The organism is Ignavibacteriales bacterium, from assembly GCA_020635255.1.
GTDB lineage: Bacteria > Bacteroidota > Ignavibacteria > Tepidaquicellales > Tepidaquicellaceae > JAEYVS01.
Genome location: JACKAC010000001.1, coordinates 1,721,649 through 1,739,672 on the forward strand (window position 1 = coordinate 1,721,649; position 18,024 = coordinate 1,739,672).

Genomic DNA, 18,024 nt, shown 5'->3' on the forward strand with positions numbered 1-18,024 from the left:
TTACGAAAACTGAAGTTCCCATATAATTACACAAAATAGAGAGGTAAGTATTATTACCGTGCTCAAAAGAATAAAATACATCCTCTTTTTTGTGTATTTTGCGTCTTCCACAACCTTATCCTTATTATCCCACCCCGGTATGGAGATATTATCATAAGCAGGGGTTCTATTATTTTTCCTGTCAGGCGGATGCTTTTTTTCGGGCTTTTTACCGTCAATTAAAAGCCGATCAAGGTCTTCTACCTTTTTATCCTGCTCCTTAGTATAGGATTCCAAATAGTAAAACGCTTTTCTTGAAAAAGCCATCCCTGTTCCTGCGAAAGGAACATACGAGCCGATTGCCTGTCTTACGATCATATCTTTAGTATGAATCTCCGAAAAAGCGTCACAATTTATCCTGTGATACAGCTTTCCCAGTTTACCTTTTATGGGGATAACAGGTATCTGAACAGCATAGTTTTCCTCATAATTGATCATATAATTGAAGAGTTTGAGTGATAACGGATGAATAAAATCCTCAGAATCATGAATAAGGATTACATCAAATTCTCCGTAATACTTTTCATACTCTTTAATACATGAATATGCATTATTAAGATTATCGGCTTTGGTAGTAGGACCGTTCTCCACATTTAGACAAATGATCACCCTGTGATCCTGTTTTGCGATCTCCCTTACAGCACGGATCGTTTCCAGATCATTAGGGTAAACGGCTACAAATATACGATAGTTAGTATATTTTATTTTCTTTAATGCAATTCTGAGGGTCCTCCCGATCACTCTATGCTCCCTCCACGCACCTATCATTATTGCTATAGGATACTGTGGTTTGGAATTTATGACCGAAAAAGGTGGCAGGCTTTTTTTGTATTTACCTCTGTAGAACCAAAACATAATATTCATAAACAGATCATCGAGCCCGCTGACAAAAAGTGAAACTATCGTAACTGAAAAAAACAAAAACAACACAAACTCAAACATTGTGAGTTTTCCTCCTCCCGTATTATTTTAAAAACGGCTTAAGCCGCACTTTTAATTGGATACCATACCCTTGATACTACTCTGACTGAAGATGCACACTATAAGCCAAAGTCAATAATTGTTGTACAATACTGATACCAGATTACACTATGTTTATATTAAATTTTTTATCCTCGGAGACATTGAGAACACGGGCTTTGCCAAAATTTTCTTGTCATGTTTTTGTTAAAAAATCATTACTATTGACAATCTGCTATAGTGAGATGTTTTTTTGAAAGAGTGGTAGGACTATAAAAAAAAGCGGGTCCTTTTGAACCCGCCTGAAGAATAAATTAATTAACCAATAGTGAAAAAATCAATAGTGCTCTGTGGAATCCCACACAACTTTATCTTTAGTCTGACGGAATACTTTAACCGCCCTTATTATTGCAAAAAAATTGACCACGTTATCCACAAGCGTCCGGAATATACTCATTACCGCATACCTAAAACCATACCAGTTATAGGTAAATGCAAATTTGTGGAATATCCTTGTGAACATAAAGAGCAAACTTGTCATCATTAAATACCATAGAACGGTGTTTTGCTGTACGATAGTCGGCAGAAAATCATAGCCCATTGCTTTTGATATCATATAAGCAAGGAAGTACCCGAATACTATAAACGATAACGCTGTTCCGAAGAAGCTAATTATGGTTTTCCTGTCCCTGGCTAAGAAATATCTTGTCTTGAATGAACCTTTCCATCCGTAGATCTTCCAGTTCTGAAATACTATCCCGGCGATCCATCTAGATTTTTGCTTTACAGATGCCCAGAATGAGTTAGGGAAATATTCACCCGTTCCGATCCTGGAATTACCATATCTGCTGTCGGTCTTTAAGTTTACAAAAGAAGTTTTAAAACCAAGCTTGTAAAACCTTAGACCCAGTTCATAATCTTCCGTCAGGTTGGCATCATTAAATATTGGGTATTTCTTTTTATCCCTGAGGTTAATTTCCTTTTGTTTTGGCCTCATTACAACCGGGATCGTCTTTCCTGTTTCTTCTTCAACTCTTCCTTCGAGAACGAAATCACTGGCGCCTTGTTTTTCCTCTTCTTTTACTTCTTCCTGAACTTTCTCTTCTACAGTTACTTCCTCAGTTGTCTTTAGCTCAGAGGTTACTGAGGTTTCTTCTAAAACTTCGTCTTTCTCGGCAGTAACCTTATCCTTAATAATATCCGCGTCTACCAACTGGCTATAAAATGAATCGAAGAGTTTCTTATACAGGTCTTCTTTTTCACCAACCTCACTTTGTTCACCTTTATCTTTAGCTTCCTGAAGCTTCTGATCGATCTTTGATTTTAGATCTTCGATACTAGAAACAATCGTTTCCTGCGCGGAAGTCTTTTCTTCTTCATTTGCTTTCTCTACTCCTTCAACTTTTTCATACAGATCAGATACCTTCTCTTCCAATTCTTCCTTTACACTGTCATCAATTGATTTTATGCCCTGTTTTTCATTGAGTACTTCAATATTCTTATAAAGTTTTTGCAGAGAATCATCTATCGCAGACAATTTCGTGACCAGCTCATTACTTTTGGACTCCACCCCTTCACTTTCGGCACCTGCACTTAGTTCAGGTTTTTCGTCAGAAGATTTTTTGTCATGAAGTTTCTTTACCCTATCCTCTATCTCTTTTATCATATCATCGACCGATACAGAAGGTTGTTCCTCATCAATCGCCTCTTCTTCTCTCACTTCTTCTTTCTCATCAACCTCATGATCAAACTCCATGATAGTCTCTTCTTCGGCTAAAGTATCTTCGGGAAGAATGTCACCCTCTTCAATCGTTGGAGCTTCAGTTCTTTCCGGCTGCAAGATAAGATCCTGCTCGGGAATAACCTCCGCATCCAGCAACTGTCTGAAGAAATTATCGAAAGTCTTATCATAAAGATCTTCCTGCATGAGAGCATTCCTGCACTGGGCGAGAGTTTCATTGGACGGGACTATATCTCCGTACTTTAAACCCAGAAACTTTTGGAAACTTTTCCTGTCAGCTACTTCGACTTCAAAAGGAATATCATCGCCAAGACCGTATATCTCCTGGAGAACCATGCTCTTCAAAACGACCTCATTATCAACGTCATGTCCGGCTGCTGCCCTTGTCAAAACTTCGTTTACCGGCTTAATAAGTGAATACCAGTTTGTGGCTGCATTTATCTCGTCGAGAACAGTCTTATCGTGCTTTCTAAGCTCACGCGTAAGAACCGTCATCTGTTCCTTGTTCATTTCAAAATCTTCGGGTAAATGTACCATATTGTTTATTTTTTAACTCAGTTATTAGTTTAGTTGTTTAATTTCTCTGCTCTATTCTTAGCATTATCTATCGAATCATATTCACCGATACATACTGTAAAATACTGCTTAGATGATATTTCATCATCATATACAAAAGCTACATCGTTATCTTTTAATATCTTTCTTGATTTCAAATAATCGATCCTGTTTTCTGCGCTTTGTTTTGAGCTAAATAGTGATTCTTGAATTCTGTATTTGCCATTATCAAGCTTTTGATAGAAAACATTATTATCCTTATCGGCTATTCTGTCTATTACCCTAGCATCTGTATCCACTTTAGTATTATCTTCGGTTTTCTCGGGCACAGTTAATGTCTCGGGAGCAGGAACGATAATCTGCTCACTCTTAGTTTCCGTAACTTCCGCTCTTGTCTCACCGAAAATGTTCAGATTGATCATATAGAACACACCAATAGTCACCAGAACAACAAGGAGCGATAGCAATATGCTATACTGCCTTGCTGAAGTATACTTCTTGTCGGCAATAACTTTCTCGTCGTCATCCCAACCCGGTACTTTTATGTTTTCATATTGCGGATAAGGATCGTCCTTAAACTTATCTTCGTTCTGTGATCCTTTTATATCCTGCTCATCTCTCAGCAACTCGTCATCGACAGCATGTGTTGATTCCGGTTTATGAGTTTTATAGTATTCCTGCATTCTCTTTTCCTGCTCGATGCTCTTTGATTCGAGATAGTGGAATGCCTTCCTATTAAATGCCATTCCCGTACCGGCAAATGGTATGTATGAACCGATCGACTGCCTTACGATCATATCCTTAGAGTGCAGTTCGGCAAAAGCATCACAATATGTTCTGTGATACATTTTACCCAGTCTGCTCTTAATAGGAATAACCGGGATCTGTACACCATAATTACCTTTGTACATTATGAGGTAATTGAACAATTTCAGTGACAGCGGATGGATAAAGTCTTCTGAATCGTGTATAAGAATTATATCAAACTCACCAAATTGTCTTTCATACTCTTTTATACAAGCATAAGAATTATTCAGGTTATCAGCCTTTGTTGTAGGACCGTCCTGAGGATTCAGACATAATATCACCCTGTGGTCCTTCCTCGCCATATCTCTTACAACCTTTACCGTTCTCAGGTCATTTGGATAGACGGCAACGAATATCCTGAAATTCGTATAGCGCAGTTTTTTAAGCGCGATAGTGAGCGTCCTTCCAATAACCTTTTCTTCTTTCCATGCGCCTATCATGATCGCAATTGATCTCTCCGGCTTTGAATCCATTTCGGAGAAAGTTGGCAGGTTAGCTTTGTATTTCCTCCTGTAGAACCAGAACATGACGTCCATAAAAAGATCATCAAGTCCGCTTACCAGCAGAAGAATTACCGTAACCCAAAGTGTTATATGGAAAATTTCGTATATCATAAGGGTGAATAATAAGTTAATATAAATCCTAATTTGACTGTGAATGAACTCTCAGGGAAAAGACCCTGGTCGTTCTTTACAAAATAAAACCTGTTTACTGCTTCAGCAAATAGTACGGGGAAGTTCCTGATATTAAATGTGTAAGCGATACCTCCGCCGAGTTCGCCGTAGTTATTATAATCTATCTGTTTTGAATCTCCCTGAATATTCTGTTTTAGATATACTTCAAAATACGAATAACCCTTTATCATATATCTTAAAACTTCCCTCAACTGAGCCTGCGCATAAAAATTTTCATATTTGTGGTCATACAGCGCTGATGCATATGTATCGAGATAGAAATTCTGTGAAGGCACTCCCGTTTTCTTATATTGCGGGAAATGTCCAAACCTATCAGCAAATGTCAGGATCGGCTTAAAATTGAATTTGTTCTCTTCCTTATCGATAAGCCTTACGTAACCGGCTCTAAATTCAAAGCTGAGTGACGGAAAGAAATTATAGTGGAAGAAACCACCACCCTCTACATACCTGTCATTGTATATCTGACCGGGTTTTGATCTGCTATCAAGATATACATCACCGTATACACCTGTGAAGAAGTTCTTGAAAAGCCTGTACTGATATTTTCCGATAAAGTTGGAAATATAATTTTCTTGCTTTGTATCGTAATAATTATAGAAATAAATATCTGCCGAGCTAGGTGAGAGAGACATTCTGAAATCATTGAGATAACCCAGTGAAGTCTCGGCTTTCTCTCTTTCTTCAGCATTCGTAGAATTTGCTTTTACATATTCAAAATATTTCTTTGCTTTCGAATAGTTCTTTTGTTCATTATATAGATATGCCAGTTGTAGTTGTACTTTTGTATCTTTTGGATTTTCGCTGGCGTATTCCTCGAATAATCTTATTGCGTCGCTCTTCCTTCCTGAATTAAGAAGGGAATATGCAGAATCAAGCTTGGAGCTCGAAACCGATCCGCTTGAATTCCTCATATTGTTTATATTCTCAATTTCTCTGGTAGCTACCTTGACATCTTCTGATATAGTTGATCTGTTCTTTGCCTTCTCAAAATATATCATTGATGAGTCAAACTCATTTTTACTTAAATATATATATCCTAATTGGAGAAGTACCTTCGAATCATTTGGATTTTGATCGAGGTGTTCTATGAATAAAGGAATTGCCGCATCGACCTCCCCTTTATTTAAAAAACTGTATGCAGTGTTTAATTTTTCAAATGATTTGTTACTCTCAAGATATTCGAGTTCTGAGGATGCCGAAGAAACTTCATCGCTATTATATGAATAATCCCTTACACGGGTAAAATACTCGATAGCTTTTTCGGTCTTGTTCTGAGTTTTGTAAATGTATGCCAGCTGAAGATAAATTTTTGTGTCGTCCGGATTGCTTAACAGATAATCTTCAAATATCTCTGCCGCAGCATCATAATTCCCCTGGTTTAACTGATCATATCCCTCATCAAGCTCACTCTGTGAGTAACCATTTTGAGAAGAAAAAATCATCAAAACTGCCAGCAGTAATGTATATTTTGTTAATTTTTTTGTCAAATTATGCATCCTCGTCGTATGCTTATTTATTTCAAAATTTAGAACAACTCAAGGATACTATTGCTAATACTGTGCCAAACTCAGGTATTGTTCATTTTAGATAGAAGTCTCTAAAAACAAAGACTTACAAGTAGATGTGAGAAAATTTTGTGGAAAATTGTAAAATTTTCGTAATAATGAAGTAAAATAGTATAGTATGAATGCTATACTATACTGTTACTAAAGGAGTAAAAAACATATAGAAGAACTTACATCCTGGAGCGTATTAGATTAACACCGTCCAATAAGCGGGGTCCGGGTCTGAAAAGCGTGTTCGCATCTACCACCAGGATCTTATTATTTTTTACAGCCCGTGTTGTGCTCAGGCTCGATCTTATCTCTTCAAGGTTAGCATTTATAGCGGTCATATCCGTCGTATCGGAGGGTAGTATAATATATTCAGGATCCTTCTTTATTACATCCTCAAAGCTGATATTTGGGTACTCCATTTCTTCGCTTTTGTAAATATTATTAAACCCCGACATCTCCAATATATCATTTATAAATGTATGTCCGCTTGCCGTCATCAAAGGATTCGAAGCTATTATGATAAATGCATCAGGCTTTTCTTTTGAGTTTTGCTCGGTAAGAGTATTCCTAACACCCTTGAGTGAGTCGGTTAAAGATTTTGCTCTTTTTTCTTTATCAAGTATGGTGCCGAATTTATTTATCATATTTATCACACCGTCAAAGTTATCTATATTCACTACATATACTTTGATGCCGAGATTTTCGAGCGCCTGATATGTTGGATTAGATCTATTCTCGACGTTTAAGAATACCAGATCAGGTTTTAAGGATGTGATCACCTCATAATCGGGATTGAGATAATCTCCAACTTTCGTTTTATTGACGGCATCCGGAGGATATGTGCAAAATGTCGTAACTCCGGCAAGCATAGAGTCCGCGCCTAATGCATAGATTGCCTCAGTGACGTTTGGCGCCATCGAAACAACCGTTTTTGGTTTTTCAGGGAGGCTTACTTCAACCCCGATATCATCCACGATCGAAAATTTTGCATCTGACTCCGGAGTTGTCTTCGTGCAGGAAAAAAATAAGGTACTTAAAAAAATGACAGCTATAAATTTTCTCAAGTGCAGAGTATTATGTTTTGAGCTTCTTCTTTTTAGCGGCCGGGAATAGAACGTTATTAAGTATAAGCCTGTATCCCGGTGAGTTTTTATGGTCTTTAAGTTCGGTCGGTGGTTCCCCTACAATATGCTGATAATCTTCCGGATCATGTCCGCCATAAAATGTAAACGTACCCCGCCCGTAATTACCGTGAATATATCTTACCATGTCCGTACCCTCATTCATAGCAAGTATAGTGATATTCTTCTTAAGGAATTCCTTTTTAAACCCTGTGGTTTGCCCCAGGAAACCCTTTATTAAGGCAGTATGGTCCTGTGTCAGCATCGATGGTACTGGGTCAAACTTAGCCGAAAACTCTATAAGATTAAAATAATCATTAAACTCGCCTACCATTAATGCTTCATCCGTAACGTCTATATCGGAATACTCATATTGATAAGGATTCAGAACGATCTTAAAATTTTCAAATGCCAGGCACTCCGAATAATCGAGCTTGCTATTGGCATCGGGATCGTAATCATCACCGTCATATATTTTATCGGCTATATCCGTATACTGAGTTGCTAAAGCAATATCATACGTATCTGTTGCAGAACACATAGTGAAAAGAAACCCGCCATTAGCTACATACTGCTTAAGCTCTTTTACGACAGCAAGTTTCATCTGTGATACCTTGGCAAACCCCAGCTTCTTAGCAAGATCTTCGTTCGTTTTTTGCTGGGCAATATACCATGGGGCAGTACTGTATGAAGCGAAGAACTTTCCATACTGTCCCGTAAAATCTTCGTGGTGAAGGTGAAGCCAGTCATATTTTTTTAACCCTCCGCTTAAGACTTCCTCATCCCATAATTTGTCATAAGGTATACCTGCATATTCCAGAGCAAGCTGTACCGCATCATCCCATGGTGGAGCATCCGGCGGAACATACACTGCTATCCGTGCAACTTTCTCCAGCCGTACTACATCCATGTTATTGTTTTCATCCTGAACTTCCGCATATATCCTTGCCGCGGTTGTTCCATCTATTAGTTCGTACGATACACCGTTATTTTTGCATTCCTCCTCTACGGCAGGTGAATAGTCGAACATAAATGATCCGGCACGGAAATTCAGTAACCAATCCAGCTCCTTACCGGCAAGTAGATGCCTGTAAGCAATTCCGTAAGCTTTCAAATGGTCAGTTTGACCTATTTCCATTGGGATCAGAAGTTTTGCCTGGGAAAAGGCAGTGAATGGGATTAGAAATACCGCACTCGCAATCAGAATATATTTTAACATACTTTTAATCACAGAATAAAATTAATTTTAACCATCAGTTTATGCAATGTAGTAACGTCTTCATAATATAACAAATAACAGGTAATAAAGTTTATATGAATATTCTCTCAATAGAGACATCCTGTGATGAGACCTCGGTTGCCGTGCTAAAGGACGACCTCGTAATTTCAAACGTCATTTCTTCACAATTGTTTCATAACGATTTTGGCGGTGTTGTGCCGGAAATGGCTTCCCGCGCCCATACAAAGAACATTATTCCTGTTACAAACGAAGCCCTAAAACAGGCAGGAATTTCGCTCGACCAAATAGACCTGGTAACTGCTACAACCGAGCCGGGACTTATCGGGGCATTGTTGGTCGGGATGAATTTTGGTAAGGCAGTTGCCTCTTCTCTTGAAGTACCCTTTGTTCCGGTAAACCACATACAGGCACACTTGTATTCAAACTTTCTGGAAGAAGATAAGCCCGGTTTTCCATTCCTGTCATTAATTGTATCCGGAGGACATACAATTCTAATAAGAGTAGATGAATATTTCTCCCATACAATACTGGGAAAAACTATCGACGATGCTGCCGGTGAAGCATTCGACAAGACTGCGAAAATGCTGGGACTCGGTTACCCGGGAGGACCTATAATAGATAAACTTGCCAAAGAGGGTGATCCGGAGTTTCATAAATTCCCTATCTCGAGATTAAAGGGTAAATATGATTTTTCCTTTTCGGGGATAAAGACTTCGGTGCTTTATTTTCTTAGAGAGATAAAATTTGAGGAGAAAAGAGTTGACGAGAAAGAAAAGCTTACAAAAGACATTTGCGCTTCATTCCAAAAGGTTGTTGTTGATACACTCGTGAATAAAATAAAAATTGCTTCCCAAGAATTTAGTATAGATAATATTTGCATAGCCGGTGGTGTTTCGGCTAATTCAGGTTTGAAAGAAAAACTAATGGAATTAAAAAAAGAGGGCAAAAACATTTTTGTACCCTCTCTAAAATATACCACAGATAATGCCGCTATGATAGGACTAGCAGGCTATTATGCTTATACAAAAAACTCTGATAAAGAATATTATACTTCGGAATCATTCGCAAAGAATGCCTCGCCTCGTTTGGATTATTCCAAATTTTAACGCCCGCGGTTAGCCGCTTTTCTTCCACCTATGATATATACCAATATAGCGACTACAAGGTGTATCCAGAACCATGGACTGCTTGTGCCGAGGTTTTCAGCTATGTAAATAAGTATCAGAACTCTTGGTAAAAAGACAGTTAGTAGCACTTCTCCCCAAAATGGAACTGTATTAAAAGGAATAGCATGCATAAACCACCATATAATAAGAGCGATACGTGGAAGAAATAGGCTTAAAACAAGAAAGGCAGTATCCATAATTTAAGTATTTGTATAAAGTTACTCAAATATTCATAAATAAACAATAAATCGGAGCTTTTTTGAAATTGATATGAAGAATTATCTTAGTTATTTTGATTTCATGCAGGGACCTGATGCAATATGGATTATAGGATTTGTATTTTTGATCTGGCTTATCTTTTTCAGGAAGGGAAAAGAGGTGTAAATACATAATTTTTCACTCCTTCGTAACAACTTTCACCTTATATACGTAAAGTATCTAAACCTTGATAGGGTGCCGCGCATCATACAGCAAACAAAGATAAATTAAAGGAAATTGTATGAGAAATTTAATTATACTTTTTATTCTCATAATAAGCCTTACAATTATTACAAAAAACGGGAATTCTCAGACGCAGAATCAATCACAGTCTAAAACAACTGAAGATACAACTGCTACTGAGGAAAGTGTCTTTGTGCCGAACAAGGTACCTGTGCTTGTTATTCCGCGTATTAGCAATGGACAGGTTACAATAGACGGTGAACTGAATGAGGAAATATGGAAAACCGCCGCTGTAGCAGATAATTTTACCGAGATATCTCCCGGTGATAATATCAAACCTGAAGTCAGAACCGTAGCATATGTCGCATATGATGATGACAACATTTATTTTGGATTTGAATGCTACGATGATATGAAAAATATCCGCGCATCGATGACAGACAGGGACAGGATGTATTCCGACGACTGGGTAGGACCTTTCATTGATACCTATGGCAATCTGAAAGATGCTTTTGAATTTTATGTAAATCCGTATGGAGTACAGGGCGATCTGTACTGGACGCCTAATTATGAAACCTCCAGTGAGGACTTCATTTTTACAGCCGAGACAAAGATATATAAGGACAAGTGGGTCGCTGAGATGAAGATTCCTTTCAAAACATTAAAATTCCCCGACAAAAAAGTACAAGAATGGCGTGTTCACATGTTAAGGAACCGACCGCGTAATTTGAGACAAAGAATATACTGGGCATCTGTATCCAGGGATGACCCAAATTTTGTTGGACAGTCAGGTATTTTCAAAGGAATAGAAGACATCGAGGGCGGAAAGAATCTTGAATTTCTTCCATACGTGATAGGTATTGAAAACGCATCACTTTCAAGCCCGGTAAACACAAATTCAACATTAGATTACGCCGATCCAGACGGAAGCTTTGGATTTGACGTAAGGTATGACCTGTTTTCAAATATCTCACTTGATGCAACATATAACCCGGACTTTAGCCAGGTCGAAGCCGACGCGCCTCAGATAGACGTTAACCAGCCCTTTGCACTATTCTTCTCGGAAAAACGGCCTTTCTTCCTTGAAGGAATTAGTTCATTCCGGACGCAGCTGAATAATATGGTCTATACCCGGTCTATCAATAACCCGATATTTGCAACGAAAGTTACCGGTACAAAGGATAAGTGGAGTTTTGGCTACCTCAACGCTATGGATGAGAACACTCCTTTTATTATACCACTGGAGGAAAGAAGCTATGTACTTCCAAGTAACAAGTACTCGCTGGCAAACATACTTAGAGTAAAATACGATCTTGGCGGAGAAAATTATATTGGGGCATTGCTTACAGACAGGGAATTTAGTACTGATACAACATTCAATTTCGACTTTACCGGTTATAACCGAACGCTAGGTCTGGATTTTAGATTCAACTTCCTTAAGAATTTTTACTTCGGTGGTCAGATAACGGGATTTGCAACAAGAGAAATATCTGATACTGCTTTCTTTGATAACCAGACAAGATTCGGAAGCGACGATCAATACACCGCCGCGTTTGATGGTGAAGCATATAATGATTACTCTACATACTTTTATATAAATAGAGAATCGGAAAATTACGGGTTTTGGACTGAATTTAGCTCAAACGGACCAGCTGTTAGACGTGATCTAGGCTTCCTAACGAGAAACAATTATAACGAACTTTATTCATACCATTATTATAATATCTATCCCAAAGGTGATCTAATCAGAAGGATCACTCCTGATATTACCGGCGGGCTCCGCCATAATAAGGAAGGTATTATCAAAGATGAATACTTTTATCCCGGCGTAACTATCGAATTCCATAACGGAACAAGGCTATGGGGTAATTACACTTTTATAAATAACGAAACATACGGCGGAGAATGGCTCCCCGGAGCTACCAGATGGAATTTTGGAATAGAAAACTATGCTTTAAAAGAATTTGGTATGGGCACTTTCTACCAAAGAGGAAAATCAATTGTAAGATTCGGTTCACCTCCTTATATAGGATTTGGTCAGTACTGGGAAGTATGGGCTGATCTAAAACCTATTGACAGGCTTGTAAGCAGCTTCTCATACTCATACGAAGACCTTGGTGCAGAGGACGGTAATTCCCTACTATACGCCGGATGGGTATTAAGCAATACTACTCGATACCAGTTTAACCGTAACCTGTTTGCAAGATTGCAATTCCAGTATGATCAATTCAATGATGCATTCTCGGTTGATCCTCTTATAAGTTACAAATGGAATCCATTCACTGTACTTTATGCAGGTTCCACACACAACTTTGAGCAAATAGATGATGGCACACTTAATAATAAAACTACTCTTAAAGAAAGCAGTAGAACAATTTTTATTAAGTTCCAGTATCTCTGGCAATTATAGATACTAGATTAGCTTTTAAGCCCGCTTCCTGCGGGCTTTTTTCTTTCCTCTTTTAATATATTGCATAAATCTTTATCTTTTAATTTACATACAAAAAGATTAGAAAATGAGTAAAGGAAAAGTAAACCCGATTCCGGGTTATTATCAAAGAGTTATCCCTTATTTAATCGTAAAAGGAGCTTCAGACTTAATGGAGTTTCTTAAAACAACATTTAATGCTGAAGAAACTGAAAGAATAACAATCCCTGATGGAACAGTTGCTCATGGAGAAGTAAAGATCGGAGACAGTACTATAATGCTCAGTGAAGCGACTGAAAAGTATAAAGAAAACCCTACAATGCTTTATATTTACATAGAAGACGTGGATTCAACTTACAAAAAGGCTCTCGATGCAGGTGCAACTTCGATACAGGAACCATGGAATGAATATTATGGAGACAGAATATGCATGGTAAAAGATGCTAGTGGTAATTCATGGGCAATTGCTTCTCATATTGAGGATGTTCCACCTGATGAAATGCAGAAAAGAGCTGCTGAAGCAATGTCTAAATCTAGATAAGGTCAATTCTATTTAAATAAAAAGGGATAATATGAAATATTATACTCATATAATATTTTCACTGCTCCCTTACCAACGTCGAGCTTAGCACTTATGATGATTACCAGATATATGGTGACATCAGCACTAACGTTTAACAAAGGGTTACATCCTACATTCAGGTTATACACTCGGCACATTAGATGGAACGTTTACTATTGACGCCAGAGCAGGAAGTTATGTCCTAAATGATTCTCTACAGGGAGGATGGACTGCTTCTAAGAAATGATTACAATTATACAGGTATAAAAGAAATCCCCCGTTGTGCGAACGGGGGATTCTAATAAGCAAGTAAAGGAGGATTTACATTGCTTCTATTTTACTGCAAATCATTATTTCACCAATATCATCTTTTGAACCTTTACAAAATCACCTGCTATTATCCTGTAGAAATAAACACCACTGGCAAATTGTGTTCCGTTCCAGCTTACTTCGTATTTAGCTGGTTCTAGATTATTATTTACCAGCGTAGCTACTTCCCTGCCTGTCACATCATATACCTTAAGTGATACAAAACCCGATTTTGGAATATCAAATCTGATCGATGTAGTTGGGTTGAACGGATTGGGGTAGTTCTGGAACAAGTCATAGACTGTCGGAATCTCAGAATTCTGACCCAGACCATCGATTACGTCTGTTGTGAATTTGAAATAACCTGAGAAATCACCCCATCCCAGTTCGTTCTTGGCTTTAACTCTCCACCAATATGGTGTCAGCTGTGTTAAGTCAGGATTATAAGTATATGTAGTATCAGTAACCGTCGAATCTTTGAACACTGCAGCGCCAGTTGTATCTGCGTAAAGCTCTATCCAATAATTTGAAATTGCATCACTTTGGATATTTCCATTGCTCCTTACAGGTCTGTAGTTTTCGATGGATTTATTCCAGTTAAATATCTTTGGATGATTTGGAATTACATTAGTTGCATTGTTAGCAGGGAATACTAATGACGGTCCTAATGGGATCTTTAAACCAAGGAATTCATCTGCACCTACGTCCGGAGTTACTGCATTTCTTGTTGTACCATGGATATCGGTTGTAATTCCCGGAATTGGAATTCCACCGCTTTCACACAATGTTGGAACGGTTGTCTTCATATCCAGATTATACGGATGAGTAGATACGTTCATGAAAGGACTGTTCTCCGCAAATGAGTTTGTCTCTGCCGGGGTTACTGCCGCCTGATATGCTGCAAATGTAGCGTAGGTGGTAGTTCCATCATAATAGAAATAATTTAATGCTCCTGTTGGTACATAAACATTGTTATTATTAGATGCCGTATTGTATACTACACCTGTTGCTTTAAAAATAGCTATATTTCCTCCTGTACCTGCCGGAGTAAAATTATTGACAATAATGTTATTCTTCATAGTCGCATTTGTCGTACCTGCGAGGTATAAAGCATAATTTCCGGTATTTGTACCTGTAGCGCTGCTATCCATATAGATAGTGTTATATGAAACGTTTGCAGTGTCACCACCATTTATCCAAACACCAAGAACTCCAAGCGCGGAATTACTTATCGGCGCATATACCTCACTAACCATATTGTTATACACATCATAATTAGCTCCGGTGATCGTTGCTCCCAGAAGCATACCGTATGCTGCTGGTAAACTGGCATCGTTTTGCGCATTAACAACATTATATACCCTGTTGTTATATATGTTTCCATAAGTAACATAATCAACCCGGATACCACCGGTCTGTCCGATACTGTCATTTCTTATATTGTAAACTAGATTGCCATATACATTTTTCGTTATTGTACTACCTGACAACCCCGTCGCAATATTCATAGCAATACAAGTACTACTACCTTTTGTTTTTATATCATGAATAGTGTTATTGTAAACTTCTTCTATACCAGTAGCCATAGAGCCAAAATTATAATAACCATATATCGTGGCTGTTGTACCGTAATTGCTTAAATTATAAATATTATTATTATAATTTCTACAAGTTGGTGTAGTAGTACTCTGGTAAATACCGTACATTGTTCCTGTTGTACCGGTCAGATTATCCTTTGTCATATCTCTAACCGTATTGTTAAATACATTAACTTCAGTTACAGTCGGTGAAAAGTAAATTCCAGCCATGGTACCTGTTGCTGTCGAGTTGGTAATGTTATATACGGAATTACCACTAATATTTGTTGTAGCGCCACCACCTAATATATACATACAATAAGTGTTTCCTGCTCCGGCTGCCGATTGAGTTCTGGAAAGATTGCGTACTGTATTATTTGTTATTGTATAAGTTGCTCCGGCAGTTGTCTGGCTCGAGGATGAATATACACCATATTGACCTCCTGTAGCAGTCCCGGTTCCGCCAATCTTACAACTATCAACCAGATTATTTGACATTGTTAAGGAAAATGGATTGCTGAAACTGTATACATACAGAGATGAACTGCTTGTAATATTTGGCGCATAACAGAATTTTACAGTATTGTTTGTAATTGTAACACTGTTGTTTGGACCTGTTGCTGAATACCCTACACCACTTGCAATTGCCCCATGCTGTCCTGTGCCTAATGATGTATCACTGACTGTATTGTTATTTATCTCCAGCATGGCAGATAATGCTGTTGTACAAAGAATACCATAATGCGTTGAGTTGTTAGTCCAGGTGTTAACGTTGATATCGTTATTGTTAACTTTTATGCTATCACAATACTGCGTATAGATTCCATAATGAGAACCGGCGTTCACTGTACCGGCACCAAAACCGGAACCGATGTTTCGCAGTGTGTTTCCGGTGACATTTCCGATATTAATACCGTTCTCGAACAGATCATAAGGAGCAGCTGAGCTGTACCCTAAGAAATACATTGCGTTAAAGCTATTATTGAATGTACAACCCTGAACAGAAATATTTTCGTGAATGCCGTTTCTGTCAGTAGGATTAGTTGTCGTCCCGGCCTGATTCCTGTTTCCTGAAGAAATACAGCTTGAATATATATCGGACTGCTGCTGCTGGAATGTACATCCGCTAATTGTAACGTTTTTACATCCGTCAGTTGCAGAACCTCTGACCATTACAATACAATATTCCATTTTTAAAGTTTGTGTAGCTCCTGTATATTGTTCTACAAAACTTAAATTATTAAAAGTTATATAATCAGTTCCAACAAGCCAAACAAGTGCATCGCCATTACTTCCCAGGGAAGTTCCTGCAATAGTACCTGATCCTGCTCCATCCGACTGTATTATTGGATTAGCTCCAGCTCCGTTTCTCTGGAATACCACCGGGTTTCCTGATGTCGGCTGATTACTTGTGATGTTTATTATCAATCCGCCGGATGGAACTGTCTCTGTATATCCGGGGGAAATATTAAAAGTAACACCTCCTGCACCAACTCCTTGCGCATTGAGGTCAGTAATTGCCGCTGCTATAGTAGCATACGTCCCGGGTATTGTCTTTGTACCCGTTAATTGTGCATTTGCACTGCCTTGCAATAATACTAATAACAAAGCGAATGCAAATAATGATGTTAAAATTCTTTTCATTATTATTTCTTTAAAATTTTTTGATTCTTTTTAATTGTTCCTACTTGCTATTTGGTACATAGATCTGAGGAACTTCATCCGCCTTGTTTGTAACAAGGATTATCTCACTGCTATTGCACAGATTCACACCATTCATTAAATATTGCTTCCCCGACTCATCTGTGAATCTTATGTCATATTCACATACTTGTTCATTTACAGTAAAATCAATTCCGATGCTTTGATCTTTACTGATCGTGCGGGAAAATGTGGTTGATAAATTTCCAGAGTTATCTCCGCTCGGAGTGATGGTTATATTGGTTACATTCACTCCAGATTTGTTGATTACGGAATAGCTTCCTGAGTTGGTAAAAGCAATTACCACCATGAGCATTAGTATCGCAATTCCGGAAAATAAGAATTTCTTCATGGATTTAAATCCTCCTAGTTAAGTTTGGATGGTTTTTAAAATTTGCCAGGCAGTGTAAGTAGTAGAATAATTTTCAAGAAAAAGGAATCCAAGACATATCCCCGAGTAATCTGCCTAAAAAGCCTTAATTTATGTAAAAAAACAGTTATCCTGCTAATAATTTTATAAATTAAAAACTCAATTTAGGGATACTGGATTTACAATCAAATAAGTATTAACCTGATAATAGGTAAGATTCTATGAGTACTGCTTGTAGGAAATAATCGGGGTACAAATTCAGTATAGTTCAATAAAAAACCCCCATTGTGCGGACGGGGGTTTTTCATTGATGCACGATAAAGGAGGATCTATCGCACATATTGCAACTAAAGTTACTTAGTCAATATCATCTTTTGAACTTTAACAAAGTCTCCTGCCGTGATCCTGAAGAAATAGACTCCACTGGCAAACTGTGCGCCGTTCCATTCTACTTCATATCGCTGTGGCTCAAGGTCACTGTTTACAAGCGTGGCTACCTCTCTACCCGTAATATCATAAACCTTCAATGATACAAAGCTCGACTTCGGTATGTCAAACTTTATCTTCGTCGTCGGGTTGAATGGGTTCGGATAGTTCTGATAAAGCTCGAATACTGTCGGTAATGATGTTGGTTCGATATTCGTTACACCGGTTGTAAAGTTCCATACTGAAGAGAATGGTCCTTCTCCAAGTGAGTTCTTACCGCTTACCTTCCAGTAATATTTTGTATTTATTGCCAGGAAGTTGTTTGGTAAT

At 38.1% G+C, this 18,024-nt stretch carries 13 protein-coding genes; 3 read left to right on the top strand and 10 right to left on the bottom strand.

Translation table 11 applies throughout. The features are described from left to right. The 6 genes from H6614_07790 to H6614_07815 all read right to left on the bottom strand — a co-directional run bounded on the left by H6614_07790 (nucleotide 1) and on the right by H6614_07815 (nucleotide 8,693). Complete coding sequence (locus H6614_07790) at nucleotides 1-981, bottom strand: glycosyltransferase (GenBank protein MCB9243556.1); 981 nt, start codon at nucleotides 979-981, stop codon at nucleotides 1-3. Between the two features lie 355 nt (nucleotides 982-1,336). Next, nucleotides 1,337-3,277, bottom strand: coding sequence for a transposase (locus tag H6614_07795; GenBank protein ID MCB9243557.1), 1,941 nt, complete (start codon nucleotides 3,275-3,277; stop codon nucleotides 1,337-1,339). A 29-nt stretch (nucleotides 3,278-3,306) separates the two neighbouring features. Next, a complete protein-coding gene (locus H6614_07800) occupies nucleotides 3,307-4,716 on the bottom strand; it encodes a glycosyltransferase (GenBank protein MCB9243558.1) in 1,410 nt (469 codons plus the stop codon). Then, the gene (locus tag H6614_07805) at nucleotides 4,713-6,284 is read right to left on the bottom strand and encodes a tetratricopeptide repeat protein (protein ID MCB9243559.1); all 1,572 of its coding nucleotides are present in this window, start codon (nucleotides 6,282-6,284) and stop codon (nucleotides 4,713-4,715) included. The genes H6614_07800 and H6614_07805 overlap by 4 nt, the downstream gene beginning before the upstream one ends. A gap of 248 nt (nucleotides 6,285-6,532) precedes the next feature. Further along, nucleotides 6,533-7,417 (bottom strand): ABC transporter substrate-binding protein, encoded by an 885-nt coding sequence (locus tag H6614_07810; GenBank protein ID MCB9243560.1) that lies wholly within the window; start codon nucleotides 7,415-7,417, stop codon nucleotides 6,533-6,535. A 10-nt stretch (nucleotides 7,418-7,427) separates the two neighbouring features. Beyond that, nucleotides 7,428-8,693, bottom strand: a complete 1,266-nt coding sequence (locus tag H6614_07815) for an asparagine synthetase B (protein ID MCB9243561.1) — start codon at nucleotides 8,691-8,693, stop codon at nucleotides 7,428-7,430. Nucleotides 8,694-8,788: 95 nt separating this feature from the next. Between H6614_07815 and tsaD the strand changes: the two genes are divergently transcribed. After that, nucleotides 8,789-9,820 carry a tRNA (adenosine(37)-N6)-threonylcarbamoyltransferase complex transferase subunit TsaD gene (gene tsaD / locus H6614_07820; protein MCB9243562.1) on the top strand — a complete coding sequence of 344 codons (1,032 nt, stop codon included), beginning with the start codon at nucleotides 8,789-8,791 and terminating at the stop codon, nucleotides 9,818-9,820. Here the strand turns inward: tsaD and H6614_07825 are convergent. Next, complete coding sequence (locus H6614_07825; protein MCB9243563.1) at nucleotides 9,817-10,077, bottom strand: hypothetical protein; 261 nt, start codon at nucleotides 10,075-10,077, stop codon at nucleotides 9,817-9,819. The two genes, tsaD and H6614_07825, sit on opposite strands and share 4 nt — an antisense overlap. Before the next feature lie 302 nt (nucleotides 10,078-10,379). Between H6614_07825 and H6614_07830 the strand changes: the two genes are divergently transcribed. Both H6614_07830 and H6614_07835 read left to right on the top strand, forming a co-directional pair. Beyond that, the gene (locus tag H6614_07830) at nucleotides 10,380-12,731 is read left to right on the top strand and encodes a carbohydrate binding family 9 domain-containing protein (protein ID MCB9243564.1); all 2,352 of its coding nucleotides are present in this window, start codon (nucleotides 10,380-10,382) and stop codon (nucleotides 12,729-12,731) included. 106 nt (nucleotides 12,732-12,837) lie between these two features. Continuing rightward, nucleotides 12,838-13,290 carry a VOC family protein gene (locus tag H6614_07835; protein ID MCB9243565.1) on the top strand — a complete coding sequence of 151 codons (453 nt, stop codon included), beginning with the start codon at nucleotides 12,838-12,840 and terminating at the stop codon, nucleotides 13,288-13,290. 371 nt (nucleotides 13,291-13,661) lie between these two features. Here H6614_07835 and H6614_07840 read toward each other — a convergent pair whose 3' ends face one another. The 3 genes from H6614_07840 to H6614_07850 all read right to left on the bottom strand — a co-directional run. Continuing rightward, entirely contained in the window at nucleotides 13,662-16,841 is a 3,180-nt protein-coding gene (locus H6614_07840) for a T9SS type A sorting domain-containing protein (GenBank protein MCB9243566.1), read from the bottom strand. Nucleotides 16,842-16,881: 40 nt separating this feature from the next. Beyond that, the gene (locus tag H6614_07845) at nucleotides 16,882-17,250 is read right to left on the bottom strand and encodes a hypothetical protein (GenBank protein ID MCB9243567.1); all 369 of its coding nucleotides are present in this window, start codon (nucleotides 17,248-17,250) and stop codon (nucleotides 16,882-16,884) included. Nucleotides 17,251-17,621: 371 nt separating this feature from the next. Next, on the bottom strand, nucleotides 17,622-18,024 hold a 403-nt coding region (locus H6614_07850; GenBank protein MCB9243568.1), incomplete at its 5' end, for a T9SS type A sorting domain-containing protein.

Bases quoted from the DNA above. Each gene is read 5' to 3' on its own strand.
- H6614_07790 (MCB9243556.1), bottom strand. From the start codon at position 981: ATGTTTGAGTTTGTGTTGTTTTTGTTTTTTTCAGTTACGATAGTTTCA.
- H6614_07795 (MCB9243557.1), bottom strand. From the start codon at position 3,277: ATGGTACATTTACCCGAAGATTTTGAAATGAACAAGGAACAGATGACG.
- H6614_07800 (MCB9243558.1), bottom strand. From the start codon at position 4,716: ATGATATACGAAATTTTCCATATAACACTTTGGGTTACGGTAATTCTT.
- H6614_07815 (MCB9243561.1), bottom strand. From the start codon at position 8,693: ATGTTAAAATATATTCTGATTGCGAGTGCGGTATTTCTAATCCCATTC.
- tsaD (MCB9243562.1), top strand. From the start codon at position 8,789: ATGAATATTCTCTCAATAGAGACATCCTGTGATGAGACCTCGGTTGCC.
- H6614_07825 (MCB9243563.1), bottom strand. From the start codon at position 10,077: ATGGATACTGCCTTTCTTGTTTTAAGCCTATTTCTTCCACGTATCGCT.
- H6614_07830 (MCB9243564.1), top strand. From the start codon at position 10,380: ATGAGAAATTTAATTATACTTTTTATTCTCATAATAAGCCTTACAATT.
- H6614_07835 (MCB9243565.1), top strand. From the start codon at position 12,838: ATGAGTAAAGGAAAAGTAAACCCGATTCCGGGTTATTATCAAAGAGTT.
- H6614_07840 (MCB9243566.1), bottom strand. From the start codon at position 16,841: ATGAAAAGAATTTTAACATCATTATTTGCATTCGCTTTGTTATTAGTA.
- H6614_07845 (MCB9243567.1), bottom strand. From the start codon at position 17,250: ATGAAGAAATTCTTATTTTCCGGAATTGCGATACTAATGCTCATGGTG.